Origin of the sequence: Nocardioides pantholopis, assembly GCF_003710085.1 — a bacterium.
GTDB lineage: Bacteria > Actinomycetota > Actinomycetes > Propionibacteriales > Nocardioidaceae > Nocardioides > Nocardioides pantholopis.
The window spans coordinates 3,716,018-3,740,601 of sequence record NZ_CP033324.1; the positions used below are offsets into that span (position 1 = coordinate 3,716,018).

Genomic DNA, 24,584 nt, shown 5'->3' on the forward strand with positions numbered 1-24,584 from the left:
CGGGCGCGTCAGTCGTAGCGGCCCTGTCGGCCCCGCTTGGTGTCGCCGCGGCGCTTCTTGGCGCTGAGCCGGCGCTCCTTGGAGCCGCGGGTCGGCCGGGTGGGGCGCCGCGCGGCGGGCGGCGGCGCCGCGGCCTCGCGCAGCAGCTGGGCGAGGCGCTCGCGGGCGGCTCGCCGGTTGGCGAGCTGGGTGCGGTGCTCGCTGGCCGCGACCGTGAGCACCCCGTCGATCAGCCGGCCCGCGAGCCGGTCCAGCAGCCGGGCCCGCAGGCGCTCGGGCACCGACGCGGCCCGAGCCACGTCGAAGGAGAGCTCGACCCGGCTGTCGGCGGTGTTCACGCCCTGGCCGCCGGGGCCGGAGGACCGGGAGAACCGTTCGGCCAGCTCGGCCGCGGGCACCGCCCACGACCGGGTGACGACCAGGTCGTCAGCCAAGCGCGTCCGGCAGCGTCGCCGACCAGGCCGCGCGCAGCTCCAGCAGGGGGGCGCGGAACTCGCCGACGACCTCGAGTACGTCGCCGCCGGTCTCGCCCAGCTCGGTGACCGGGACGCCGTGGGACGCGGCGAGGTCGAGCAGCCGCTGCTCGGCCCCGGCCGGGACCGTGACCAGGACCCGAGCTGCCGACTCCGAGAACAGCTCGACGAACGGGTCGCCGGCGAGCGTCACGGTGGCGCCCACCAGGTTCCGCATCGCCGCCTCGGCGAGCGCCTGGGCCAGACCGCCGTCGGCGAGGTCGTGGGCGCTGGTCAGCAGCCCGACGCCCTCGCTCAGCAGCTCGGCCAGCGCGCGCTCGGCGGCCAGGTCGACCTGCGGCGGGAGGCCGCCGAGGTGGCCGTGCACGACGTGCGCCCACTCGGAGCCGGAGAGCTCCTCACGGGTACGGCCGAGCAGGAAGATCTTCTCCCCCGCCGCCGACCAGGCGGACGGGGTGCGGGTGGTGACGTCCTCGATCACGCCGAGGACCGCGACCACCGGGGTCGGCAGGATCGCGGTCTCGCCGGTCTGGTTGTAGAGGCTGACGTTGCCGCCGGTGACCGGGATCCCGAGCTCCGCGCAGCCGTCCTTGAGGCCGCGGCAGGCCTCGGCGAACTGCCACATCACGGCGGGGTCCTCGGGGCTGCCGAAGTTGAGGCAGTCCGAGATCGCCAGCGGGGTGGCGCCGCCGGTGGCCACGTTGCGGTAGGACTCCGCCAGCGCCAGCTGCGCCCCGGCGTACGGGTCGAGGGCCGCGAAGCGGCCGTTGCAGTCGGTGGAGACCGCGACGCCGAGGTTGGTCTCCTCGTCCACCCGGATCATCCCGCTGTCCGAGGGCTGGGCCAGCACGGTGTTGCCGCGCACGTAGCGGTCGTACTGGTCGGTGATCCAGGACTTGTCGCACAGGTTCGGCGAGGCGACCAGGCGCAGCAGCGTCTCGCGCAGCTCGGCGCCGCTGGTCGGGCGGGGCAGCGCCTCGGCGCCGTCGGCCTGGAGCACGTCCTGGGAGGCCGGGCGCGCGAACGGACGCTCGTACGTCGGGCCGTCGTGGGCGACCGAGCGCGGGGGCACGTCGACGACGCGCTCGCCGTGCCAGTCGATCTGGAGCCGGCCGGTGTCGGTGACCTCGCCGACCACGACCGCCTCGACGTCCCACTTGGCGCAGATCGCCAGGAACGCGGCCACGTCGTCGGGCTCGACGACCGCCATCATCCGCTCCTGGGACTCGCTCATCAGGATCTCCTCCGGCGCGAGCGTGGAGTCGCGCAGCGGGACCCGGTCGAGCTCGACGTGCATGCCGCCGTCGCCGGCACTGGCCAGCTCGGAGGTCGCGCAGGAGAGCCCGGCGCCGCCGAGGTCCTGGATGCCGGCGACCAGGTCGGCGGCGAAGATCTCCAGCGTGCACTCGATGAGCAGCTTCTCCATGAACGGGTCGCCGACCTGGACGCTGGGCCGCTTGGCGGGCCCGCCGGAGGCGCCGTCCGCTGCGGCGTCGAAGGTCTCGCTGGCCAGCACCGAGACGCCGCCGATCCCGTCGCCGCCGGTGCGGGCGCCGTACAGGATCACCTGGTTGCCGACGCCGGACGCCTTGGCCAGGTGCAGGTCCTCGTGCCGGAGCACGCCGACGCACAGCGCGTTGACCAGCGGGTTGCCGGCGTAGCTCGCGTCGAAGACGGCCTCGCCGCCGATGTTCGGCAGACCCAGGCAGTTGCCGTAGCCACCGACGCCGGCCACGATCCCGGGCAGCACCCGGGCCGTGTCGGGGGCGTCGAGCGGACCGAAGCGCAGCGGGTCCATGACCGCGACCGGCCGGGCGCCCATCGCCAGGATGTCGCGCACGATGCCGCCGATGCCGGTGGCCGCGCCCTGGTAGGGCTCGACGTAGGACGGGTGGTTGTGGCTCTCGACCTTGAAGGTCACCGCGTAGCCCTGGCCGATGTCGATGACTCCGGCGTTCTCGCCGATGCCGGCGAGCATCTTGCCGGCGCGGGTCTCCTGGGAGAGCTCGCCGAACTGCTTGAGGTGGACCTTGGAGGACTTGTAGGAGCAGTGCTCGCTCCACATCACCGAGTACATCGCCAGCTCCGAGCTGGTCGGACGGCGCCCGAGGATCTCGTGGATCCGGGCGTACTCGTCCTCCTTCAGGCCCAGGTCGGCCCAGGGCTGCTCGCGGGCGGGGTCCTCGGCAGCGATCTCGACGGTGTCCAGCACGCGCACAATCTAGCGAGTCTTGCCCGTGAGCAGGGGGCCGCCCACCGGCGACCCCCCGCCCGCCCTCCGGCGGCACTCAGCGGTTCTCAGCGGTACAGGGTCACGTCCCGGTCGCGGCCGATCACCACGAAGCCGCCGTCGACGAACCGCAGGCTCCCGGTTCCGGTCGTCCGCTCGGGGTCCATGCCCTCCACAGCGGCGGTCCACTCGGGCTCCTCCTCGCCCCAGCGGTGGAAGGACAGCTCGTCCACGGCGCCGGTGTAGACGCCGCCGTCGGCGATCCCGAGCGGGTCCTCGAAGCGGTCGACCTCGGCCAGGTCGGCGTCGAGGAGCTGACCCGACGTCATCGAGAGGAACCGCTCCTCGCCGTCCACCTCCACCACGAGCCCGTAGAAGAAGGGGTCCGGCTCGTCGATGACCAGCTCCTGGGCCTCGCCGTCGGCGCCGCGCACCTCGAGCTGCGGGACCGACTCGGGCTCGACTGCGTAGTCCACCGGACCGAGGTAGATCCGCTCCGAGTCGAACCGGCCCAGCTGGACGCCGTCCGCACCGCCGGGCGCCTCCCACAGCTCCTCCCCGGTCTCCACGTCGTACGCCGTCGCGTCCTGGAGCCCGATCACGACCATCGCCTCGGTGATCGCCATGGTCGGATACAGCTCGGGCCCGACGATCGGCGCGTCGGCCGACCACAGCTCGGTGCCGTTCTCACGGTCCAGCTTCGCCAGCTCGCCCTCACGGAGGAGGTAGAGGCTCTCCTCGTCGGGCTGGACGTAGTCGCCCTCCGTCGACCAGCGCTCCTCACCGGTGCCGGCGTCGACCTGGACGAAGGACGAGCTCTTCTCGTCGTGGAGCAGGAGCCCGTCGGAGGCCCCGATGTCCCACGGCACCGCTCCGGGCCGGGACCACACCTCGGTGCCGTCCTCGACGGAGATGACAGTGGTCAGCGCCTCGACGTCCTCCACGGCGTACCTGCTGACGACCAGCAGGTCGTCGCGGTCGCCGGGATGCCCGGCGGGATAGCCGCCGACGCCCTCCGCGCGCCACAGCTCCTCGCCCTCCTCGTCCAAGGCCACGACGGCCTCGTCCTCGGTGCCGACGACCGTGAGGGCGTCCAGCACCAGCACCGACCGGGGCTCGGCCTCCGAGCTCCACGTCCACTGCTCGCTGGGCTCGCTCTCGGGAGCCGCGCGCAGCTGCGAGCCGTCCCCGCCCTCCTCACCACTCTCGTCACCGGCCTCGTCACCGGCCTCGTCCGTGCCGCCGCCGTCACTCTTCTCGCCACCGCCGGCGCTGCTGCCCGCGTCGTCGTCGCGGAGCAGCAGGAACCCGCCCACGCCGCCCCCGACCAGGATCAGCGCCGCCACCACCGCACCGACGACGACGAGCCGCCCCCTGCTGCGTCGGTGCGTGCCCTGCGACCCCGACGGCTCGACGGGACCGGTCGGGCCGGTCCCCGCGGGCGGGACCCACGCCGGGGGCGGCGCGGGCGGGCCGGCGGGCGGCGGCCCGGCCGGCGCCCAGGTGGGCGGTGCCGGCGGCCGGGCAGGCGGCGGGCCAGCCGGGGGCGGGCTCGTGGGCGGGCCAGCCGGCGGCGGGCTCGAGGGAGGTGCAGCCGGCGGCGGGCTCAACGGGGGCGGGCTCGACGGGGGCAGGCTCGACGGGGGCAGGCTCGACGGGGGCAGGCTCGACGGGGGCGGCGAGGACGGCGCCACGGGCCGGCCACAGGCGCCGCAGAACCGCATCCCCTCGGCCAGCGGAGCCCCGCAGGACGTGCACGCTCCCGCTCCGGTCGGACCAGCCCCTGTTCTCGCGCTCACCGAGCGTCCCCTCCCCGCCGGGTCCGTGGCCTCCCGGTCGGGACCATGCGGCACCTCGGCCCGTGGCCACCCTGCCCCGTCCCGACCTGCGGAAACGTCCCGGAGAACTACGACGTTGTAGTTCGCTCGAACGGGTGTTACCAGTGTGACTGTTGTGGTTAGGGTGGCCAGGCTCGCCACCGCGAGCCGGCCTTCCCCGTCCCTCCTGGAGCCCCCCATGCCCCGCCCGGCCCCGCACCTTCGCGGCCTGCTCGCCACCCTTCTCGCGGCGGTCCTCGTCGGCTCCACGCTGGGGCTGACCACCGGCCCGGGCGCCGCGACCGCAGCCCCCGCTGCGCCCCCCGTCGCGGCGCCCGCGGCAGCCTCCGCCGCGGCGTCGGCAGCGAGCGCCCGCCGCAGCGGCAACCCGGTGACCCCGGGGAACTTCACCGGCTACGGCTTCGACCAGTGCCTCGCCCCCTCGCAGAAGGCGATGAACCGCTGGCTGAACTACTCGCCGTTCCTCGCCGTCGGCATCTACATCTCGGGCAAGTCCCGGGCCTGCCGCAACCAGCCGAACCTGACCCCCGCCTGGATCAGCACCCAGCTGCGGCGCGGCTGGCGGCTGCTGCCGATCACGCTCGGCCCGCAGGCCTCCTGCCAACCGCGGTTCCCGCGCTACCAGGACGACGTCCGGATCAACCCCGCTCCCGGCGCGAACGGCCGCTACACCAAGGCGCGCACCATGGGCCGCAACGAGGCCACGTCGGCCGTCGAGGCCGCTGCCGCGCTGGGCATCGTCCCCGGCAGCACGCTCTGGTACGACCTCGAGGGCTACGACAACGCCAACACGCACTGCCGTGAGTCGGCGATGGCGTTCCTGACCGGCTGGACCAACCAGCTGCACACGCTCGGCTACGTCTCCGGCGTCTACTCCAGCGCCGGGTCCGGGATCAAGCAGCTGGACACGATCCGGGCCACCAAGGACGCGCGGTACACCGTCCCGGACATGATCTGGGTCGCCCGCTGGGACGGCAAGGCCAACACCTCGTCCTCCTACCTGCGCGAGGACGGGTGGCGGCCCGGCGGTCGGGTCAAGCAGTACCGCGGCGGCCACGACGAGACCTGGGGCGGCGTCCGCATCAACATCGACAGCAACTACCTCGACCTCGGGCGCGGCTCTGTGGCGCCCGCCGAGAGCCACTGCGGGGTGCGTGTCGACTTCCCCTCCTACGGCTCCCTGAAGCCGCCGAAGACCGGAGCGAAGCCGGACCCGACGCGGGTCCGGGCGCTGCAGTGCCTGATGAAGGAGAAGGGCGGCTACACCGGGCGGATCAACGGCGTCTTCAACCGGCGCCTGCTCGCCTCGGTGCGCAGCTGGTCGGCCCGGCAGGGCCTCCCGGTCGTCGACGGCTTCTCCCGCCGGCACTGGACAGCGCTCCTGGTGGCCGGCCCCCGCCAGGTCCTCAAGGTCGGCTCCGCCGGCCCCGAGGTACGCCGGGTGCAGCGGGCCCTGAACGCCGCCGGCAAGGCCAAGCTGCCCGTGAACGGCGTCTTCGGACCCAGCACCACCACCGCGCTGAAGGCGTGGCAGGCCAAGGTGCGGCTGCCGCGCACCGGCGTCGTCTCGGCCGGCAGCTGGAAGCTCCTGGAGCAGGGCTACCGCAAGCGCTGAGCGGCCGGGCCCCGACGGCGGGCCATGACGGCGGGCCATGGCAGCGCGCCATGACATCCGTCATGGCGGACTCGTGATCCTCGGCCGAGGCGGGCGGGCCGGCGGACCGCCAGGCTCGAGGCATGCCTCTTCATGACACCCTCAGCCCACCCGGCCGCGCCGCCACCGGCGTCCCGGCCGTCCGTCTCGCCGGCGTGACCCGGCACTTCGGCTCCGTCCAGGCGGTCCGTGGCCTCGACCTGGAGATCGCCCCCGGTGAGGTCGTGGCCTTCCTGGGGCCCAACGGCGCCGGCAAGACCACGACGATCGACATGCTCCTGGGCCTGACCCGCGCCACGTCGGGCACCGTCGAGGTGCTCGGGATGGAGCCCCGGGCGGCCGTCGTCCGGGGTCTGGTCTCGGCGGTCATGCAGACGGGCGGCCTGCTGCCCGACCTCACGGTCCGCGAGACCGTCGCCTTCACCGCGAGCCTGTTCTCCCGGGCGCGGCCGGTCGACGAGGCGCTCGACGCGGCCGGCATCACCGACCTGGCGAACCGGCGGGTCGGCAGCTGCTCCGGCGGTGAGCAGCAGCGCCTGCGGTTCGCGCTGGCGCTGCTGCCCGACCCCGCGCTGCTGCTCCTCGACGAGCCCACCACCGGCATGGACGTCGAGGGTCGGCGGAGGTTCTGGTCCGCGCTGCGCCGCGACGCCGCGCGGGGCCGCACAGTGGTCTTCGCGACCCACTACCTCGAGGAGGCCGACCGGTACGCCGACCGGATCGTGCTGGTCAGCCGCGGCCGCGTGGTGGCCGACGGCAGCAGCGCCGAGGTGCGGGCGCTCGCCACCGGGCGGACCCTGCGGTTCGCCACCCACCACCCGGACGCCGCGGCGTACGCCGCCCTCCCGGGCGTCGAGGACGTCGAGATCCAGGGCGAGAGCGTGCTGCTGCGCGCCACGGACAGCGACGGCCTGGCCCGGCACCTGCTCACCCGAACCGACGCCCGCGACCTGGAGATCACCGCCCAGGGCCTCGAGGACGCGTTCGTGGCGCTGACGGGAGGCGACCAGTGAGCACCATCAACGTCGACACCGACCTCGACCCCACCGCGCGACGGGCTCCCCGGCTCGGCGGCTTCAGCACCGTGGTGCTGCGCATCGAGCTGCGGCGGATGCTGCGCAACCGACGCACGCTGCTGTTCGCGATGGCCTTCCCCGCCGCCCTGTTCCTCTCCTTCGGCGGCCAGGAGAACGCCGAGGACTCGGTCGGCAACGGCAACGTCGCCGCCTACATCATGGTCTCGATGGCCCTGTACGGCGCCGCGCTGACCGCCGCGTCCGGTGGTGCCTCGGTCGCCGCCGAACGGGCCCTCGGGTGGTCGCGCCAGCTGCGGCTGACCCCGCTGCACCCGGCGGTCCACGTGCTGACGAAGGCGGTGCTGGCGCTGGTGCTCGGGGCGGTGGCGATCACCGTGGTCAACCTGGTCGGCCTGGCCCAGGGCAAGCCGGAGATGCCGCTGGACGTGTGGCTGGCCTGCGGGCTGCTGACGCTGGCCTGCACGCTGGTCTTCGCGGCACTCGGGGTGTTCGTCGGCTACCTGGTCCCGGGCGAGAGCGCCATGCAGGTGCTCGGCCCCGGGCTGGCGCTGCTCGGCTTCCTGGGCAACGTGTTCATCCCGATGGAGACCGGCTCGACCATCCACCGGGTCGCCGAGTGGACCCCGATGTTCGGGGTGGCCGAGATCAGCCGCTGGCCGTTGACCGGCGACCTCGGGACCGGCGCGGTCGTCAACGCCGTCGCCTGGCTGGTGGTCTTCGTCGCCGGCGCCGCCTGGTGCCTGGGCCGAGACACCGGGCGGGTGTGAGGCCGGCCGTGACTACCCTCGCCTCCATGCCTCAGACCGAGCCGGACCGGCCCACGCGGCTGGACCGGCTCGGTCCGGTGTTCGCCTCGATCTGGCTGATCTTCCTGGTCGACTCCGTGCTCGAGGGGTGGGCCCGGCGCGACGAGCCGGCTGGGGTCGTCGGCCTGCTGGCGACGCTGGTCTTCGCCGGCGCCTACCTGACGCTGTGGCTGCAGATCCGCTCCGACCGGTCCCGGCTGATCACCAACCCGCCGCCGCGCACGGCCGTCGCGCACCTCGGCGGCCTGCTCGGGCTCGCGGTCGTGGCCGTCGCCTGCCTCGGCGAGCCGGCCCTGAGCACCATCGTCTTCATCGCGGTCAGCGCCGTGATGGTGCTGCCGCTGCGGGCCGCGGCGCCGGTGGTCGCGGTGCTGGTCGCCGGGGCGCTCGGCCTGGCCGACGCCGAGGGCTGGGGCAGCCAGTCCGGCCTGGTCTTCGCGGTGCTGGCGGCGTCGATCTCGCTCCTCGGGCTGCGCACCGTGCTGCGGGCCAACGCCGCCCAGGTGCGCGCCGAGCAGGAGAACGCCCGGCTGGCGGTGGAGAACGAGCGCACCCGCTTCGCCCGGGACCTCCACGACATCCTCGGGCACTCGCTCACGGTGATCACGGTGAAGGCTGAGCTCGCCGGCCGGCTGCTCGACGTCGACCCCGAGCGCGCCCGCGCCGAGCTCGCCGATCTGGAGTGGCTCAGCCGCGACGCTCTCAGCGACGTACGCCGCGCCGTGGGCGGCTACCGCGACCTGACGCTGCCCGGGGAGCTGGTCCGGGCCCGCGCCGCGCTGGAGGCGGCCGGGATCCAGGCGCGGCTGCCGGGCTCGGTCGAGGAGGTGCCGGCCGACCTGCGCGAGCTGTTCGCGTGGACGCTGCGCGAGGGGGTCACGAACGTCGTGCGGCACTCCCGGGCGAGCACCTGCGACGTCCGGCTCGGGCCGACCTCGATCGCGGTCCACGACGACGGCACCGGCGCCGGCGACGAGCCCGGCCGGGGGCACGGGCTCACCGGCATGCGCGAGCGGGCCGCGGCGGTCGGCGCTACCGTCACCGTCCGCCGGCTGGACCCGGGGTTCGCCCTGGAGGTGAGCCGCGCGTGATCCGGCTGCTGCTGGCCGACGACCAGGCCCTCGTGCGCGGCGCGCTCGCGGCACTGCTCTCCCTCGAGCCGGACCTGGAGGTGGTGGCCGAGGTGGGCAGCGGCGACGCGGTCCTGCCCGCCGTGCTCGCACACCGGCCCGACGTCGCGCTGGTCGACGTCGAGATGCCCGGCCTGGACGGCATCGCCGCCACCGCGCTGGTCCGCGACGCCGCCCCGGGGACCCGGGTGCTGGTCGTGACGACCTTCGGGCGGCCGGGCTACCTGCACCGGGCGCTGCGGGCCGGCGCCTCCGGCTTCGTCGTCAAGGACACCCCGGCGGCCCGGCTGGCCGACGCCGTACGCCGGGTGCACGCCGGCCTGCGGGTCGTGGACCCCACGCTGGCCGCCGACAGCATCGTGACCGGCGCGTCCCCGCTCAGCGAGCGCGAGACCGAGGTGCTCCGGGCCGCGCGCGGCGGATCCTCGGTCGCGACGATGGCCCGGCGGCTCTCGCTGTCGGGCGGCACGGTGCGCAACCACCTCTCCGCGGCCATCGGCAAGACCGGCGCCGCCAACCGCACCGAGGCGGTGCTGATCGCGGAGGACAACGGCTGGCTCTAGCCAGCCGGCGGAAGCGGCCTCAGCCGACCGGCGGGCCGGCGACCAGCGCCACCGCGAAGAGCACGGCGACGGCGGCGACGCCGGTCGCGACGCCCTGGGCCGGCTTGCGGATCAGCCAGGCCGCGAGCTTCTCCAGCACCCCGGCGGGCGCGGCCTGCGCCAGCCGCCAGGACGAGCCCAGCATCCCGCGCCGCTCGGCGTACCGCTCGAACGGGATCGTGACGAACGGCGGCACCGCGGAGGCGAGGCCGGCGACGACCTTGCCGGCGGACCAGCGCTGGTCGATCGCGACCAGGACCGTCGTGAGGCAGTAGGCGATGAAGACCGCGCCGTGGACCATGCCGCCGACGCGGACGCCGAGCTCGGTGGTGTCGGTGACGTACTTGAGGAACATGCCGATCAGCAGCACCGCCCAGGTGATCGCCTCGGCGGTGGCGACGGTGCGGTAGAGACGGGTGGGACTCATGCGGACGCCTCCAGGACGTTCAAGGCGAGTGAGGTGAAGAAGCCGAGGCCGTCGGTGCCGGTGCCGGTGAGGTCCTCGACGGAGTGCTCGGGGTGCGGCATCAGGCCCACGACGTTGCCGCGCTCGTTGCAGATGCCCGCGATGTCGCGCAGCGACCCGTTGGGGTTCTCGCCCCGGTAGCGGGCCACGACCTGGCCCTCGCCCTCGAGGCGGTCCAGGGTCTCGGCGTCGGCGACGAACGAGCCCTCGCCGTTCTTCAGCGCGATCACGACCTCCTGGCCCTCGGCGTACGCCGCGGTCCACGGGGTGCTGTTGTTCTCGATGCGCAGCGGCTGGTCGAGGCAGAGGAACTTCTGGCGCTGATTGCGGATCAGCGCCCCCGGCAGCAGGTGGGACTCGCAGAGCACCTGGAAGCCGTTGCAGATCCCGAGGACCGGCATGCCGCGCTCGGCGGCGGCCACGACCTCGGCCATCACCGGGGAGAACCGCGAGATCGCGCCGCAGCGCAGGTAGTCGCCGTAGGAGAAGCCGCCAGGCAGCACGATCGCGTCCACGCCGCGCAGGTCGTGGTCGCCGTGCCACAGCGCGACGGCCTCGTGGCCGCCGATCCGGACCGCCCGCTGGGCGTCGGCGTCGTCCAGCGAGCCGGGGAAGGTGACGACCCCGACCTTCACGCGAGCACCTCGGCGCCGGAGGAGTCCTCGACGCGGACCGTGAAGTTCTCGATGACTGGGTTCGACAGCAGCGTCTCGGCCATCTCGTGGACGCGGGCGAGGACCTCGTCGGTCACCTCGCCGTCGACCTCGAGCTCGAAGCGCTTGCCCTGACGGACGTCCGTGACCCCGGCGAAGCCGAGGCGGGGCAGCGCGCCCAGCACCGCCTTCCCCTGCGGGTCGAGGATCTCGGGCTTGGGCATGACGTCGACGACGACACGGGCCACGGAGGGGCTCCTTCGCGCAGTGATGGGGTGCGCGGCCAGTCTAGGTCACCGCGTCGTGGAACCGGACGTGACCTGCGCCGCTGGTCACCGGGCGCGGTTGCGGCCTCGGGCACACTGGCCCCATGAGCATGCCCACCCCCGCAGCGGGCGGCGCCCGCGCCACCTCGCCGCTGCGGCTGCAGTTCCCCCAGTCCCTCGCCGTCTACGACGAGTACTCCGCGGCCCAGCGCGCTGTCGACTTCCTCTCCGACCGCAAGTTCCCGGTGGAGCAGTGCATGATCGTCGGCACCGACCTGAAGCGGATCGAGCGGATCACGGGCCGGCTCACCACCGGGAAGGTCGCGCTCAGCGGGGTGCTCTCGGGCCTGTGGTTCGGCCTGTTCATCGGCGTGATCTTCACGCTGTTCACCGCCGAGAACACGATTGTGATCGTGGCCTCGACGATGCTCTTCGGCGCACTGTTCGGCGTCATCTGGGCCCTGGTCGGGTACGCCGCGACCCGCGGCCAGCGCGACTTCTCCTCGGTCACCGAGGTCGTCGCGACCCGCTACGAGGTGCTCGTCGAGCACAAGGTGGCCGCCCAGGCCCGCGAGCTGCTCAGCCAGCTGCCGGGCGGGCGCCCGGACCCGTTCGCCTGAGCGAGGGGTCCGGGCCTCCCGTCCTGCGAGCGGTCCGTCAGGACAGCTCGCGCTTGAGGATCTTCCCGGTCGCGGTCATCGGCAGGCTGTCGCGGAACTCCACGAGGCGCGGGTACTTGTAGTTGGCCATCTGCTCCTTGGCCCAGCCGATCAGCTCGTCCTCGGTGAGCGAGGAGCCCTCGGTCCGGATGACGACTGCCTTGATCTCCTCGCCGTGGCTCTCGTTCGGCACCCCGATCACCGCGCACAGCGACACCTCGGGGTGGGTGAGGAGCACCTCCTCGATCTCGCGGGGATAGACGTTGAACCCACCGCGGATGATCATCTCCTTGGCCCGGTCGACGATGTAGTACCAGCCGTCCTCGTCCTTGCGGGCCAGGTCGCCGGTGCGGAACCAGTCGTCGCGGATCGCCTCGGCGGTGGCTTCGGGGCGGTTGTAGTAGCCCTTCATCACGTTGTGGCCCTTGATCGCGATCTCGCCGATCTCGTCGGTGCCGGCCGTGATCTCGTTCCACTCCGGGTCGATCAGCTTCATCTCGACGCCGGGGATCGGGACCCCGATCGAGCCCGGCCGCACCGGCTCGCCGTACTTGCTGAACGAGGCGACCGGCGAGGTCTCCGAGAGGCCGTAGCCCTCGAGGATCGTCACCCCGAACTTGGACTGGAACTCGCGGTGCACCTCGACCGGCAGCGCGGAGCCGCCGGCCACGGCGACCCGGAGGTTCTCGGCGATCGGCGTGACGTCGACCCCGGCCCCGAGCGCGCCGAGCAGGCCCCAGTACATCGTCGGGACGCCGGCGAACGAGGTGATCCTCTCCTTCAGCATCAGCTCCAGGGCGGCGTGCGGCTCGAAGCGCGGCTGCATCACGACGGTCCCGCCGTAGGCGAAGACGCCGTTCTGGCACACGGTCTGGCCGAAGGAGTGGAACAGCGGCAGCACGCACAGGGAGGTGTCGGGGCGCTCGGCGCTCGCACCGAAGAGCTGCTCGCCGCTGAGCGCGTTGTCGCGCATGTTGCGGTGCCGCAGCTCGGCGCCCTTGGGCTGCCCGGTGGTGCCGGAGGTGTAGAGGATGACAGCTGTGTCGTCCTCGTCGGTCGCGACGGTCTCGAACTCCCCGGGGTGGGCCATCATCGCGCCGGCCATCGTCTCCACGCCCTCGATCGGCGACGGGGCGGCGAGGTCGGCGGTGATGACGAAGAAGTGCTCGCAGCCGTCGGTGGCCGAGAACCCCTCGTGGCCGTTGGCGCCCATCGGGAGGTCCTCGGTGCCCTCGAAGCAGAAGTAGGCCTTCGCGTCGGAGTCCTGGAGGTGGTAGGCGATCTCGCGGCCCTTGAGCAGGACGTTGAGCGGCACCACGGTGGCTCCGGCCTTGAGGATGCCGAAGTAGACGACCGTGAAGAACGGCAGGTTCGGGCAGCTCAGGGCCACCTTGTCGCCCGGCTTGATCCCGCGCGCCACCAGCAGGTTCGCGCACATGTTCGCGAACGTGTCGACGGTGGCGTAGGTCAGCCGGGTGTCGTTGATGACGATCGCCTCGCGATCGGGGTACTTCTGGGCGCTCTCCTCGAGCAGGGTCGACAGGTTGTAGCTCAACGTGGCCTCCATCACGACGGGTGTGAGCCACAACCTACTGGTCGGTCACCACGTCGCGCAGCCGCCCTCCCGCCAGGCTCGGGGGAACGTCTCGGGGACCGACCGGGGTCATTCCCGTTGCGGCCGACCACGTCCGCCAGCGACGGTTGTCACCATGAGCATGACCGCCGGCTGCAGCTCCCCGGGCGCCGGACCACGGACGACGGCCCGGCGGCTGGTGCCTGCCCTCCTGGAGCTGGTCTCGGTCCTCGTCCTGTTCGGCGCCTACAACCTCGGCCGGCTGGTCGCGACCGGCCGGGTGGCCCCCGCCGACGACAACGCCCGGGCCGTGCTCGACCTGCAGGCGGCCCTGTCCCTGCCCAACGAGGCATTCCTCCAGGCGCAGGCCCTCCAGGTGCACCACCTCGTCGGCCTGGCCGACCGCTACTACCTGCTGCACTTCCCGGTGACGATCGGCGTGCTGGTCTGGCTCTTCGTCCACGACCGCACCGGCTACCGCTGGGCCAAGCACGCGCTGGTGGCGGTCACCGGGGTCGCCATGGTCGTCCACATCGTGCTGCCGGTGACGCCGCCCCGGCTGCTCGCGGCCTCCGGCATGGTCGACACCGGTCAGCGCTCGGGGGCGAGCGTGTACGACGGCTCCCCGCTCTCCGGCCTGGCCAACGAGTACGCCGCGATGCCGAGCCTGCACGTCGGCTGGGCGCTGCTGCTGGCCATCGTCCTGGTGGTGCGCGGCTCCAGCCGGTGGCGGTGGGTCTGGCTGCTGCACCCGGTGCTGACGACCGCGACCGTCGTGGTCACCGCCAACCACTACCTGCTCGACGCGATCGCCGGCGCCGCCCTGGTCGTGCTGTCACTGGTCTGGCTGCGTCCGTCCCGACGGGGGCGACCTCGCTCAACTCGCTCAGCCCGCCAACCGGCGGGCGGCACGACGCAGGTCCGCCCGCACGGCGTACGGCGCGACCCGGGCGAGGAGGAGCGCCACCAGCCGTCCGGGCCCGCTGGCCCGGACCGTCATCGAGGCCTCCACCACGCAGCCTCCGGGAGCCGGGGCGAACTCGAGGGTGAGGTCGGCACGGAACCGGCGCCAGGTGCCCTGCTCGGTCCAGCGGTGCGGGCGGTCCAGGACCGTGGTCCGCATCCGCGGTCGCAGGCCGAGGCCGGTCACGTCCACCCAGGTCTGGCCGACCCGCGGCCCGCCGTCGACCTCGGCCACCCGGACCAGGCTGGACTGCCAGGCCGGCCGGTTCCGCGGCTCGACCAGGTAGTCGAAGGCCGCCTCCGGCGGGACCGGCAGGTGCAGCACCCTAGAACCGTTCCCCGGTGAGCAGCTCGTAGGCCTCGACGTAGCGCGACCGGGTGCGCTCGACGACCTCGGGGGCAGCGGGGGCGGCGCCGCCCCCGAGCTGCGGTCCCAGCCGGACTCCGCGGAGGTCAGCCAGTTGCGCACGATCTGCTTGTCGTAGGAGGGCTGGGTGCGGCCCGGCCGCCACTGGTCGGCCGGCCAGAAGCGCGAGGAGTCCGGGGTGAGCACCTCGTCGGCGAGCACCATCACGCCGTCGGGGCGGGCGCCGAACTCGAGCTTGGTGTCGGCCAGCACGATCCCGCGCTCGCGGGCGATGCCCTCGGCCCGCTCGTAGACAGCCAGCGTGAGCTCGCGCAGCGCCGCCGCCGTGTCCTCGCCGACGCTGGCCGCGACGGCCGCGTAGGAGACGTTCTCGTCGTGGTCGCCGACCGCGGCCTTGCTGGCCGGGGTGAAGATCGGCTCCGGCAGCCGGCTGCCGTCCTCCAGCCCCGCGGGCAGGTGGACGCCGCAGACCTCGCCGGTGGCGCGGTAGTCGGCGAGGCCGGAGCCGGTGAGGTAGCCGCGGGCCACGCACTCCACGGCGTACATCTCCAGGCGCTCGCAGATCACCGCCCGGCCGCGCACCGCGTCGGGGACGTCGGTGGAGATCACGTGGTGCGGCACCAGGTCGTCGAGCCGGTCGAACCACCACAGCGACATCCGGGTCAGGATCTCGCCCTTGTCCGGGATCGTGGAGGACAGCACGAAGTCGTAGGCCGAGATCCGGTCGCTGGCCACCATCAGCAGCCGGCCGGCGTGCTCGCCGCCCTCGATCTCGTAGAGGTCGCGCACCTTCCCGGAGTGGAGGTGGCGGGCGCCCGGGATCGTCGGGGCGTCGGGGATGTTCAGGTCGACCACGGGGCCAGCCTAGGGGGGCTTCACCTCGCCGCCCGCGCGTGACAGGGTCCGGACATGGCCGAGTCCGCAGAAGAGGTGCACCGCCGCGTCGCCGCCGCCGAGCCGCTGCCCCTCCCCGACGTCGCCGAGTGGCCCACCTTCCCGTGGACGGTCGTCGACGGGCGGCTCGCCGTACGCCACCTCGCGGGGCCGCAGGACGAGCCGGCCCGGGCCGGCGAGGACGGCCGGTCCTGCCCGCTGTGCGGCGACCAGCCCGGCACGATCTGGGTGAACGACAACTGGCGGGTCAAGCACCTGCCGCAGCGCTCCGGGCTGCCGCTGGTGCTGGTGCTGGAGCCGCTGGAGCATCTCGACCTGCCCGACCTCGACGACGCGATGGCCGGCGAGCACGGCCGGATCAGCGTCTGGCTGGCCCGGATCATGGAGCGGCTCCCGCACGTCGGCCGGGTGCACGTCAGCCGCTGGGGCGACGGGTGCGAGCACCTGCACACCTGGTTCCACGCACGCACCGAGCGGCTGACCAGCCTGCGCGGCAGCTTCTCGGTCGACTGGGACGAGGTCCTCCCGCCCGGGCCGGAGGACGTCTGGAGGGCCGACCTGGCGGCGGTGGCCGCCCGGCTCGCCACCCACGACGGGCGCGCGCTGGTCTGAGGGCGGGGCGTCCGACCCGCGGCCACCCGTGACGACCCGTGACGACACAGCGTGACGTGCGGGCCGACGGGGCACTGTTCTCGACGATGACGAAGCAGACGCCGGCCTCCGCGCCGCCCCAGGACGGGTTCGAGCCCGACCCCCGCCGCTGGCGCATCCTCGGCGTCAGTCTCGTGGTCGGGTTCATGTCGCTGCTCGACGTGACGATCGTGAACGTCGCGATCCCGTCCCTGCGGGCCGGGCTCGAGGCCTCCACCGCCACCGTGCAGTGGGTGATCTCGGGCTACGCGCTGGCCTTCGGGCTGACCCTGGTGGCCGGCGGCCGGCTCGGGGACGCCTACGGACGCAAGCGGATGATGGCGATCGGGCTGGCCGGCTTCGTGGCGTCCAGCGCCGCTGTCGGGTTCGCGCCGAACATCGAGACGGTCGTGGCGGCCCGGCTGGTCCAGGGCGCCTCCGCGGGGCTGCTCACGCCGCAGAACTCCGGACTCATCCAGGACCTCTTCCGCGGCCCCGAGCGGGGCCGCGCCTTCGGCCTGTTCGGGTTCACGGTGGCGACGGCCTCCGCGTGCGGGCCGATCCTCGGTGGCGCGATCATCGCGCTGGCCGGGGAGCAGGACGGCTGGCGCTGGCTGTTCCTGGTCAACATCCCGATCGGGCTGGTCGCGATGGTCGCGATCCTGCGGCTGGCCCCCGGGAAGCCCCCGGGGGCCGACGAGCGCCCCTGGATCGACATCCCCGGCGCGGTGCTCCTCGGCGGGGCGGTGCTGTGCGTGCTCTACCCGCTGGTCAGCGCGGAGGGCGGGGCCCGGCTGCCGTTGCTGCTGCTGGTCCTCGCGCCGCCGCTGGGCTGGGCCTTCGTGGCCTGGGAGCGCCGGCTGCGCGCCCAGGGCCGGCCTCCGCTGCTCGACGTCGGCCTGCTGCGCCGGGTCTCCGGGTACGCCGGCGGCCTGGTCGTGGGCACCCTCTACTTCACCGGGTTCACCGGGATCTTCCTGGTGCTCTCGGTGCACCTGCAGGAGCAGCTCGGGCTCTCGCCGCTCGCCGCGGGTGCCCTCACCACGCCGTTCGCCGTCGGCGCGGCGTTCACCGCACCGCTCTCCGGACGGCTGGTGACCCGCCTGGGCCGGCGGATCACGGTGCTGGCGCTGTCGGTGATGATCACCGGCACCCTGCTCGTCACGCTGCTCGCGCCGGGCCGCGAGGGCACGGCGCTGGTGGCCGTGCTGGTCCCGACCCTGCTGCTGGCCGGGCTCGGCGGCGGCGGGGTCATCTCGCCGAACTTCACACTCACCCTCGAGGGGGTCCCGCCCGCGATGGGCGGCGCGGCCGGCGGGGCGCTCCAGACCGGGCAGCGCATCGGCACCGCGTTCGGGGCCGCGGCCCTGATGACTGCCTACAGCATCGGCCTGGACCACGGCCCCGCCGTCGCGCTCCGGGCCGCGCTGATCTGCTCGCTGGTGCTGCTCGGCCTCGCCCTCGCGGTGGCGCTCCGCGACGCGCGCGTGCGCGCCTGAGCGAGCTCTTGACGCTCGCCGCCCGCCGGGTGTCGAGTGACTCATGGCCTTCCTCGGCGACGCCCCGGAAACCGCCGACGCCCGGGCGCTCTACGACGACGATCGGTCCTCGTACGGGTACGTCATGGACCTCTCCCACCTCTGGGCGCACCACCCGCCTGCGCATCAGCAGCTGTTCGCGCTGCTCGAGGAGCTGGTCGAGGCCGGCGGGCTGACCCTGCGCCAGCGCGCGATCCTGGTGGTATCCGGCGCCGCCACGGTCGGCGACTCCTACTGCTCGCTGGCCTGGGGCGGGAAGCTCGCGACCGTCACGGACCCCGACCTCGCCGCGGCCGTGCTCCGCGGGTCCGACGACGGGCTGAGCCCCGCCGAGCACGCGATGGCGACCTGGGCGCGCACCGTCGCCCGGGACCCCAACGCCACCACCGCCGCCGACGTCGAGGAGCTGCGGGCCGCCGGCTGGACCGACCGGCAGGTCTTCGCGATCACCACCTTCGTGGCGCTGCGCGCGGCGTTCTCCACCGTCAACGACGCCCTGGGCGCGGTGCCTGACCCGGAACTGCGCGCCGGCGTACCGCTGCAGGTCCGCGACGCCGTCACCTGGGGGCGGTGACCTCGGGACCGGCGGGGGTCGGGCTCGCTCAGCGCGGACAGTCCAGGCCAGCCGGTCAGAGGATCTCGCCCGGGACGTACGCCGCGGCGTCCGGGTGCCGGGCCGCGAGGGCCTCGACCCGGCGCACCACCTCGTCGACCTGGTCGACGGCGGCGCCGGTGAACGTGATCGGGTCCGCCACCAGCGAGGCGAGCTGGTCGGCGGTCAGGCCGAGGCGGGGGTCGGCGGCGAGGCGGGCGAAGACGTCGTTCTCGGCCTGGCCGCGGCGCATGTCGAGCGCGGTGCCGACGGCTGCCTCCTTGATCGCCTCGTGCGCGGCCTCGCGGCCCACGCCGTTGCGGACCGCCGCCATCAGCACCTTGGTGGTGGCCAGGAACGGCAGGTAGCGGTCCAGCTCGCGCTGGATCACGGCCGGGAACGCGCCGAACTCGTCGAGCACGGTGAGGAACGTCTGGAACAGCCCGTCGGCGGCGAAGAACGCGTCCGGCAGCGCCACCCGGCGGACCACGGAGTCCGAGACGTCGCCCTCGTTCCACTGGTCGCCGGCGAGCTCGCCGACCATCGAGACGTAGCCGCGCAGCACCACCGCGAGCCCGTTGACCCGCTCGCAGGAGCGGCTGTTCATCTTGTGCGGCATCGCCGAGGAGCCGACCTGGCCCTCCTTGAACCCCTCGGTGACGACCTCGTTGCCGGCCATCAGCCGGATCGTGGTCGCCAGGTTCGACGGAGCGGCGACGAGCTGGGCCAGCGCGGTGACCGCGTCGTAGTCGAGCGAGCGCGGGTAGACCTGGCCGACCGAGGTCAGCACTCGGTCGAAGCCCAGGTGCGCCGCGACCCGCTGCTCGAGGTCGGCCAGCTTGGCGGCGTCCCCGTCGAGCAGGTCGAGCATGTCCTGGGCGGTGCCCATCGGGCCCTTGATGCCGCGCAGCGGGTAGCGGCCGAGCAGGTCCTCGACCCGCTCGATCCCGATCAGCAGCTCGTCGGCGACGGTCGCGAACCGCTTGCCGAGCGTGGTCGCCTGCGCGGCGACGTTGTGGCTGCGCCCGGCCATCACCGTGGCGCGGTGCTCGGCGGCCAGCCGGCCCAGGCGCGCCGCCGCGGCGACCGCCCGGTCGCGGACCAGCGCGAGGGACTGGCGGACCTGGAGCTGCTCGACGTTCTCGGTCAGGTCCCGCGAGGTCATGCCCTTGTGGATGTGCTCGTGCCCGGCGAGCGCGCAGAACTCCTCGATGCGCGCCTTCACGTCGTGGCGGGTGACCCGCTCCCGGGCCGCGATCGAGGCGAGGTCGACGCCCTGCTCGCCCCGGTCGACGACGGCCTGGTAGGCCTCGATGACGCCGTCGGGGACCTCGATGCCGAGGTCGCGCTGGGCGCGGAGCACCGCGACCCACAGCTGCCGCTCGAGCACGATCTTGTGCTCGGGCGACCAGATCTGGGCGAGATCGGCCCCGGCGTAGCGGGTGGCGAGCACGTTGGGGACGGTCATCAGGACTCCTTGACGGCGGCGACGGCGGCGCCCTCGACGACGCCCAGGGGTTCGGCGGCGATGTCCGAGCGGCGCTGGAGGCCCTCGAACGCGATCCGGTCGGCGGCGGCGTACGCCGCGGCGCGGGCGGCGGCGACGTCGGGGCCGGTGGCCCGGACGGCGAGCACCCGGCCGCCGGCGGTGACCAGCTCGTCGCCGGCCAGCGCGGTGCCGGCGTGGATCACGTCGACGCCCGGCTCCGCGTCGGCGGCGTCGGCGCCGGTGATCACGTCGCCGCTCGAGGAGGTCTCGGGGTAGCCGGCGGAGGCCAGCACCACGCTGACGGCGGCCTCGTCGCGGAAGCGCGGGGCGGGCACCTCGTCGAGCCGGCCCTGGGCCGCGGCGAGCAGCAGCTCCCCGAGCGGGGAGTCGAGCACCGCGAGCACGGGCTGGATGTCGGGGTCGCCGAACCGGACGTTGAACTCGATGACCCGCGGCCCGGCGGCGGTCAGCGCCAGCCCGACGTACAGGCAGCCCCGGAACGGCGCGCCGCGGCGCGCCATCTCGTCGAGGGTCGGCTGGACGACGGACTCGATGACCACCTCGGCGAGGTCGGCCGGCGCCCAGGTCAGCGGCGTGTAGGAGCCCATGCCGCCGGTGTTCGGGCCCCGGCCGCCGTCGAAGATCCGCTTGAAGTCCTGCGCGGGCTGGAGCGGGTGGGCGGTGGTGCCGTCGCAGATCGCGAACAGCGAGACCTCGGGTCCGTCCAGGAACTCCTCAACCACGACCCGGCCGCACCCGGCGGCGTGCGCGAGCGCGGCGTCCCGGTCGGTGGTGACCACGACCCCCTTGCCGGCCGCCAGCGCGTCGTCCTTGACGACGTACGGCGCGCCGAGCTCGTCCAGCGCGGCCGCGACCTGCTCGGCGTCCTCGCAGGTGCGGGACCGGGCGGTCGGCACCTGGGCCGCCGCCATGACCTCCTTGGAGAAGGCCTTGGACCCCTCCAGGCGGGCGGCCGCCCGGGACGGGCCGAAGCAGGCGATCCCCGCCGCGACCACGGCGTCGGCGACCCCGGCCACCAGCGGCGCCTCCGGGCCGACGACCACCAGGTCGACGCCCAGGCGACGGGCCAGGTCCGCGACCGCGGCCGGGTCCATCGGGTCGACGTCGTGCCGCGTGGCGACGGCCCCGATCCCGGGGTTGCCCGGGGCGGCGTGCACCGCGTGCACGGCCGGGTCGCGGGCCAGGGCCAGCGCGAGGGCGTGCTCGCGGCCACCCGTCCCGATCACGAGACAGGACAGGGAGTTCGTCACGTGCCGAGAGCCTATCGGGGGGAGCACGGCGGACGGTCCGCCCGATCAGTCGTGGACGACGATGGTCTGCTCGCGGCCCGGGCCCACCCCGACGCCCCAGATCTTGGTGCCGGAGAGCTGCTCGAGCGCCTCGACGTAGGTCTGGGCGTTCTTCGGCAGGTCCGCGAACGAGCGGCACCCCGAGATGTCGGTGCCCCACCCGTCGAAGTACTCGTAGACCGGCTTGGCATGGTGGAACTCGGTCTGGGTCATCGGCATCTCCTCGACCCGCTGCCCGTCGACCTCGTAGGCCACGCAGACCGGGATCCGGTCCCAGGCGCCGAGGATGTCGAGCTTGGTGAGGAACAGGTCGGTCAGGCCGTTGACCCGGCCGGCGTAGCGGGCCACGACCGCGTCGTACCAGCCGCAGCGGCGGGTCCGGCCGGTCGAGACCCCGATCTCGCCGCCGAGCTGCTGCAGGCGCAGGCCGTCGTCGTCGAAGAGCTCGGTGGGGAACGGGCCGGAGCCGACCCGGGTGGTGTACGCCTTGATCACGCCGATCACCCGGTCGATGCGGGTCGGGCCGACGCCCGAGCCGACGCACACGCCGCCGGCGACCGGGTTGCTGCTGGTCACGAACGGGTAGGTGCCGTGGTCGACGTCGAGCATCGTGGCCTGCGCGCCCTCGAAGAGCACCGTCTCGCCGCGGTCCAGCGCCTGGTTCAGCAGCAGCGAGGTGTCGGCCACCATCGGCTGGAGCCGCTCGGCGTAGGAGAGCAGCTCCTCGACCACCGCGTCGGCGTCGATGGCGCGGCGGTTGTAGATCTTGGTGAGCAGGTGGTTGCGCACGTCGAGGGCCGCGTCGACCTTCTGGCGCAGGATGCCCTCGTCGAAGAGATCAGCGATCCGGATCCCGATCCGCCCGACCTTGTCGGAGTACGCCGGCCCGATCCCGCGGCCGGTGGTGCCGATCAGGTTCTTGCCGAGGAACCGCTCGGTGACCTTGTCGATCGTGGAGTGGTAGGACGCGATCACGTGGGCGTTGGCGCTCACCACGAGCCCGCCGATCTCGACACCGCGCTCGAGCAGCCCGTCGAGCTCCCGGAACAGGGCCTCGGGGGAGACCACGACGCCGTTGGCGATGACCGAGGTCGCGCCGGGGGTGAGGATGCCGCTGGGCAGCAGGTGGGTGGCGTACTTCTCGCCGTTGACGACGATCGTGTGACCGGCGTTGTGACCGCCGGAGGTGCGCACGACGTAGTCGATGGGATCGGTGGTGGCGAGCTGGTCGGTCGCCTTGCCCTTGCCCTCGTCGCCCCACTGGGCTCCGAGCACGACCACTGCAGGCATGAGGTACCCCTCGTCCTTTTGGTTGCAGGAATGCAAGGTGCCGCACATGCAGCGGACCCGGCCGAGTCGACACGCACCGGGCTCTTGCGGCGCCACGTTACCAAAATGCTCGGCGCGAGCCGGATTCGACGAAGGCCCGGGACGCCCCCGCGCAGGCTAGGGTCTCGCCGTGGACCCGCTCCTGGTGATCAAGAACGCCGATGCCGGCACGGCGGACGAGGAGACCCTCGGGCGCGCTCTGTCGCTGCTGCGGGAGCACACCTCGGTGGAGGTGCAGGAGACCGCGAACCCCGGAGAGCTCGACGGCGCCCTGACCCGCGCCGGGTCCCGCAGGATCGTGGTCGCCGGCGGCGACGGCAGCCTGCACGCGGTGGTCTCGGCCCTGCACCGGCGCAACGACCTGGCCGGCGCGGTCCTCGCCCTGCTGCCGCTCGGCACCGGCAACGACTTCGCCCGCGGCAACGGCATCCCGCTCGACCTCGAGGACGCCGCGCGGGTGATCCTCGACGGCGACGTCCGCCCGCTGGACCTGATCCTGGACGAGGTCGGCGAGGTCGTCGTCAACAGCGTGCACGCCGGCGCCGGCGCCCAGGCCAGCCGCCGCGGCGCCCGCTGGAAGGGCCGGCTGCACCAGGTCGGGGTGGGCAAGGTCAACCTCGGCAAGCTCGGCTACCCGATCGGAGCGGCGCTCTCGTCGTTCCGGCCGCCGTACGTCCGGCTGCGCATCGAGGTCGACGGCGAGCTGGTCTGCGACTACGACCAGCCGGTGCTGATGGTCGCCGTCGGCAACGGCAGCCGGGTCGGCGGCGGCACCCCGCTGGTCCCCGACGCCGACGCCGAGGACGGCCTGCTCGACGTGATGATCTCGCTGGCGACCGGCCCGGTGGCCCGGTTCGGGTACGTCGCGCAGCTGCTGCGCGGCAAGCACACCGAGCGCACCGACGTGCTGGACCTGCGCGGCAAGCAGGTCTCGATCAGCGGCGAGCAGTTCTACTGCGCCGCCGACGGGGAGATCTACGGCCCGGAGCGGTCCCGGACCTGGCGGCTGGAGCCGGCGGCGTACCGCATGGTGCTGCCCTGATCCGCTGACCCCCTGCTCCGCTGCTCCCAGCCGGCGGCCGGCCTAGAGCCAGCCCCGGCGGACGGCCTCCACACCGGCCTGGAAGCGGGTGTCCACGGCGAGCTCCTCCATGATGTCGGCGACCCGCCGCCGCACGGTGCGCAGGCTCACCCCGAGCCGGCGGGCGATCTGCTCGTCCTGGGCGCCGGAGGCGAGCTGCTGGAGCAGGAACCGGCGCAGGTCGGAGCGGACGTCGTCGCTGTCCAGCGCCGGCACCGGTGCGGCCCGGTTCCACATCATGTCGAACCAGAAGATCATCGCCTCGACCAGGCCGCGCTGCCGGGTCAGCGTGCGCGGCTCGTCGAAGTAGCCGAGCGGCTCGGGCAGCACCGCGACGCTCGTCCCGATGATCAGCATCCGGGTGGGCAGCTGGGGCAGCACCCGGATCTCCTCGCCGAGGGCCGCGCGCTCGGTCAGGATCTCCCGGGCCTCGGTGAGGGCCCGGACCGGATAGATCGCCCGGGAGCGCCGGCCGTCCTCGACCACGCCCCGGATCACGCCCGCCAGCGCGTCCCCCTGCGGCGGGCGGAACTGGTCGGGCCGCAGCCAGCACAGGTTCCCCGGGCTGGTGCGGACCAGCTCCGCGATCAGGTGCCGCGGCTGGCCACCGGCACTCACCTCGCCGTCGAGCTGCTTGACCTCCGGACCGGTGCCCAGCGAGGCCCGCGGGACATTGCCGGAGAGGAACGGGATCGCGGCGGCGACCTCGTGCAGCCGGGCCTGGGCCCGGGCGGCGCCGGCCGCGGTCTCGCCGAGCAGCCGGGTGACGGCCTCGACCGGGGTCTCGACGAAGACCCGGGCGTCCTCGACCCGCACCACGCCGCGCTCGAGCAGCGGCTCGAGCTGGCGCAGCAGGTCCTCGGAGGAGAGCGTGAGCACCTCGGCGACCGAGATCAGCTCGCGCCCGGACTGACGCAGGATGCGGTCGTAGAGCCGCTCGACCTGGACGGGCAGGCCGAGGGCGCCCATCAGGGTCGTCGGGGTCGCGCGTGCCATTGGTGGGA

General features: G+C 73.7%; 22 protein-coding genes and 3 pseudogenes. 11 read left to right on the top strand and 14 right to left on the bottom strand.

Annotated elements, in window-relative coordinates; all coding sequences use genetic code 11:
• Positions 1–8: 8 nt before the first annotated feature.
• The 4 genes and pseudogenes from arfB to EBO35_RS20395 all read right to left on the bottom strand — a co-directional run.
• Complete coding sequence (arfB, locus tag EBO35_RS17740) at positions 9–434, bottom strand: alternative ribosome rescue aminoacyl-tRNA hydrolase ArfB (RefSeq protein ID WP_122818903.1); 426 nt, start codon at positions 432–434, stop codon at positions 9–11.
• Entirely contained in the window at positions 427–2,685 is a 2,259-nt protein-coding gene (gene purL, locus EBO35_RS17745) for a phosphoribosylformylglycinamidine synthase subunit PurL (protein WP_122818904.1), read from the bottom strand. The genes arfB and purL overlap by 8 nt, the downstream gene beginning before the upstream one ends.
• 86 nt (positions 2,686–2,771) lie before the next feature.
• Positions 2,772–4,049 carry an outer membrane protein assembly factor BamB family protein gene (locus tag EBO35_RS17750; protein WP_164478031.1) on the bottom strand — a complete coding sequence of 426 codons (1,278 nt, stop codon included), beginning with the start codon at positions 4,047–4,049 and terminating at the stop codon, positions 2,772–2,774.
• Between the two features lie 351 nt (positions 4,050–4,400).
• Positions 4,401–4,721, bottom strand: a pseudogene (locus EBO35_RS20395) (zinc ribbon domain-containing protein); the annotation flags it as partial.
• Here EBO35_RS20395 and EBO35_RS17755 point away from each other — a divergent pair.
• From EBO35_RS17755 to EBO35_RS17775, 5 genes are all read left to right on the top strand, one after another.
• On the top strand, positions 4,720–6,156 hold the full coding sequence (locus EBO35_RS17755; protein ID WP_122818906.1) for a glycoside hydrolase domain-containing protein: 1,437 nt from the start codon (positions 4,720–4,722) through the stop codon (positions 6,154–6,156). The pseudogene EBO35_RS20395 and the gene EBO35_RS17755 sit on opposite strands and share 2 nt — an antisense overlap.
• Before the next feature lie 122 nt (positions 6,157–6,278).
• Entirely contained in the window at positions 6,279–7,208 is a 930-nt protein-coding gene (locus EBO35_RS17760) for an ABC transporter ATP-binding protein (protein WP_122818907.1), read from the top strand.
• A complete protein-coding gene (locus EBO35_RS17765; RefSeq protein ID WP_122818908.1) occupies positions 7,205–7,999 on the top strand; it encodes an ABC transporter permease in 795 nt (264 codons plus the stop codon). The genes EBO35_RS17760 and EBO35_RS17765 overlap by 4 nt, the downstream gene beginning before the upstream one ends.
• A 26-nt stretch (positions 8,000–8,025) precedes the next feature.
• Positions 8,026–9,129 (top strand): sensor histidine kinase, encoded by a 1,104-nt coding sequence (locus EBO35_RS17770; protein WP_122818909.1) that lies wholly within the window; start codon positions 8,026–8,028, stop codon positions 9,127–9,129.
• The gene (locus EBO35_RS17775) at positions 9,126–9,731 is read left to right on the top strand and encodes a response regulator transcription factor (protein ID WP_122818910.1); all 606 of its coding nucleotides are present in this window, start codon (positions 9,126–9,128) and stop codon (positions 9,729–9,731) included. Before EBO35_RS17770 ends, EBO35_RS17775 begins: the two co-directional genes overlap by 4 nt.
• A 19-nt stretch (positions 9,732–9,750) precedes the next feature.
• Here EBO35_RS17775 and EBO35_RS17780 read toward each other — a convergent pair whose 3' ends face one another.
• From EBO35_RS17780 to purS, 3 genes are read right to left on the bottom strand one after another with little or no spacing between them, the layout of a single operon-like run.
• Complete coding sequence (locus tag EBO35_RS17780; protein WP_122818911.1) at positions 9,751–10,197, bottom strand: DUF3817 domain-containing protein; 447 nt, start codon at positions 10,195–10,197, stop codon at positions 9,751–9,753.
• Positions 10,194–10,871, bottom strand: coding sequence for a phosphoribosylformylglycinamidine synthase subunit PurQ (gene purQ / locus EBO35_RS17785; RefSeq protein ID WP_122818912.1), 678 nt, complete (start codon positions 10,869–10,871; stop codon positions 10,194–10,196). The genes EBO35_RS17780 and purQ overlap by 4 nt, the downstream gene beginning before the upstream one ends.
• Positions 10,868–11,137 carry a phosphoribosylformylglycinamidine synthase subunit PurS gene (gene purS, locus EBO35_RS17790; RefSeq protein WP_122818913.1) on the bottom strand — a complete coding sequence of 90 codons (270 nt, stop codon included), beginning with the start codon at positions 11,135–11,137 and terminating at the stop codon, positions 10,868–10,870. The genes purQ and purS overlap by 4 nt, the downstream gene beginning before the upstream one ends.
• A gap of 122 nt (positions 11,138–11,259) precedes the next feature.
• Here purS and EBO35_RS17795 point away from each other — a divergent pair, with 122 nt between their 5' ends.
• Complete coding sequence (locus EBO35_RS17795) at positions 11,260–11,775, top strand: general stress protein (protein ID WP_122818914.1); 516 nt, start codon at positions 11,260–11,262, stop codon at positions 11,773–11,775.
• Between the two features lie 37 nt (positions 11,776–11,812).
• Here EBO35_RS17795 and EBO35_RS17800 read toward each other — a convergent pair whose 3' ends face one another.
• Entirely contained in the window at positions 11,813–13,381 is a 1,569-nt protein-coding gene (locus tag EBO35_RS17800; RefSeq protein ID WP_122818915.1) for a long-chain-fatty-acid--CoA ligase, read from the bottom strand.
• Positions 13,382–13,529: 148 nt separating this feature from the next.
• Here EBO35_RS17800 and EBO35_RS20400 point away from each other — a divergent pair.
• Positions 13,530–14,171: pseudogene (locus EBO35_RS20400) on the top strand (phosphatase PAP2 family protein); the annotation flags it as partial.
• A 102-nt stretch (positions 14,172–14,273) separates the two neighbouring features.
• Here EBO35_RS20400 and EBO35_RS19620 read toward each other — a convergent pair.
• A complete protein-coding gene (locus EBO35_RS19620) occupies positions 14,274–14,675 on the bottom strand; it encodes an SRPBCC family protein (protein ID WP_164478077.1) in 402 nt (133 codons plus the stop codon).
• A gap of 1 nt (position 14,676) precedes the next feature.
• Positions 14,677–15,572: pseudogene (locus EBO35_RS17810) on the bottom strand (phosphoribosylaminoimidazolesuccinocarboxamide synthase).
• 54 nt (positions 15,573–15,626) lie between these two features.
• On the opposite strand from EBO35_RS17810, the gene EBO35_RS17815 reads away from it, so the two are divergent.
• The 3 genes from EBO35_RS17815 (at position 15,627) to EBO35_RS17825 (ending at position 18,353) form a co-directional block, all read left to right on the top strand.
• Positions 15,627–16,223: a hypothetical protein gene (locus tag EBO35_RS17815; RefSeq protein ID WP_122818917.1), complete on the top strand. Its 597-nt coding sequence runs from the start codon at positions 15,627–15,629 to the stop codon at positions 16,221–16,223.
• An 86-nt stretch (positions 16,224–16,309) separates the two neighbouring features.
• Positions 16,310–17,740, top strand: coding sequence for an MFS transporter (locus EBO35_RS17820; protein ID WP_122819927.1), 1,431 nt, complete (start codon positions 16,310–16,312; stop codon positions 17,738–17,740).
• A 43-nt stretch (positions 17,741–17,783) separates the two neighbouring features.
• Entirely contained in the window at positions 17,784–18,353 is a 570-nt protein-coding gene (locus tag EBO35_RS17825; protein WP_122818918.1) for a carboxymuconolactone decarboxylase family protein, read from the top strand.
• Between the two features lie 55 nt (positions 18,354–18,408).
• Here EBO35_RS17825 and purB read toward each other — a convergent pair whose 3' ends face one another.
• From purB to EBO35_RS17840, 3 genes are read right to left on the bottom strand one after another with little or no spacing between them, the layout of a single operon-like run.
• Positions 18,409–19,839, bottom strand: a complete 1,431-nt coding sequence (gene purB, locus EBO35_RS17830; RefSeq protein ID WP_122818919.1) for an adenylosuccinate lyase — start codon at positions 19,837–19,839, stop codon at positions 18,409–18,411.
• Positions 19,839–21,119, bottom strand: a complete 1,281-nt coding sequence (purD, locus tag EBO35_RS17835) for a phosphoribosylamine--glycine ligase (RefSeq protein WP_122819929.1) — start codon at positions 21,117–21,119, stop codon at positions 19,839–19,841. Before purD ends, purB begins: the two co-directional genes overlap by 1 nt.
• A 57-nt stretch (positions 21,120–21,176) precedes the next feature.
• Positions 21,177–22,460, bottom strand: a complete 1,284-nt coding sequence (locus EBO35_RS17840) for an adenylosuccinate synthase (protein ID WP_122818920.1) — start codon at positions 22,458–22,460, stop codon at positions 21,177–21,179.
• A 169-nt stretch (positions 22,461–22,629) separates the two neighbouring features.
• Between EBO35_RS17840 and EBO35_RS17845 the strand changes: the two genes are divergently transcribed.
• Positions 22,630–23,541, top strand: coding sequence for a diacylglycerol/lipid kinase family protein (locus EBO35_RS17845; RefSeq protein WP_241153762.1), 912 nt, complete (start codon positions 22,630–22,632; stop codon positions 23,539–23,541).
• A 42-nt stretch (positions 23,542–23,583) separates the two neighbouring features.
• On the opposite strand, the gene EBO35_RS17850 is transcribed toward EBO35_RS17845, so the two are convergent.
• Positions 23,584–24,576, bottom strand: coding sequence for a helix-turn-helix domain-containing protein (locus tag EBO35_RS17850; protein WP_122818921.1), 993 nt, complete (start codon positions 24,574–24,576; stop codon positions 23,584–23,586).
• Positions 24,577–24,584 lie beyond the last annotated feature (8 nt).

Coding starts and splice junctions, on each gene's coding strand:
- EBO35_RS17755 (WP_122818906.1), top strand. CDS start 4,720: ATGCCCCGCCCGGCCCCGCACCTTCGCGGCCTGCTCGCCACCCTTCTC.
- EBO35_RS17760 (WP_122818907.1), top strand. CDS start 6,279: ATGCCTCTTCATGACACCCTCAGCCCACCCGGCCGCGCCGCCACCGGC.
- EBO35_RS17770 (WP_122818909.1), top strand. CDS start 8,026: ATGCCTCAGACCGAGCCGGACCGGCCCACGCGGCTGGACCGGCTCGGT.
- EBO35_RS17780 (WP_122818911.1), bottom strand. CDS start 10,197: ATGAGTCCCACCCGTCTCTACCGCACCGTCGCCACCGCCGAGGCGATC.
- EBO35_RS17795 (WP_122818914.1), top strand. CDS start 11,260: ATGAGCATGCCCACCCCCGCAGCGGGCGGCGCCCGCGCCACCTCGCCG.
- EBO35_RS17800 (WP_122818915.1), bottom strand. CDS start 13,381: ATGGAGGCCACGTTGAGCTACAACCTGTCGACCCTGCTCGAGGAGAGC.
- EBO35_RS17815 (WP_122818917.1), top strand. CDS start 15,627: ATGGCCGAGTCCGCAGAAGAGGTGCACCGCCGCGTCGCCGCCGCCGAG.
- EBO35_RS17820 (WP_122819927.1), top strand. CDS start 16,310: ATGACGAAGCAGACGCCGGCCTCCGCGCCGCCCCAGGACGGGTTCGAG.
- EBO35_RS17825 (WP_122818918.1), top strand. CDS start 17,784: ATGGCCTTCCTCGGCGACGCCCCGGAAACCGCCGACGCCCGGGCGCTC.
- purB (WP_122818919.1), bottom strand. CDS start 19,839: ATGACCGTCCCCAACGTGCTCGCCACCCGCTACGCCGGGGCCGATCTC.
- EBO35_RS17840 (WP_122818920.1), bottom strand. CDS start 22,460: ATGCCTGCAGTGGTCGTGCTCGGAGCCCAGTGGGGCGACGAGGGCAAG.
- EBO35_RS17850 (WP_122818921.1), bottom strand. CDS start 24,576: ATGGCACGCGCGACCCCGACGACCCTGATGGGCGCCCTCGGCCTGCCC.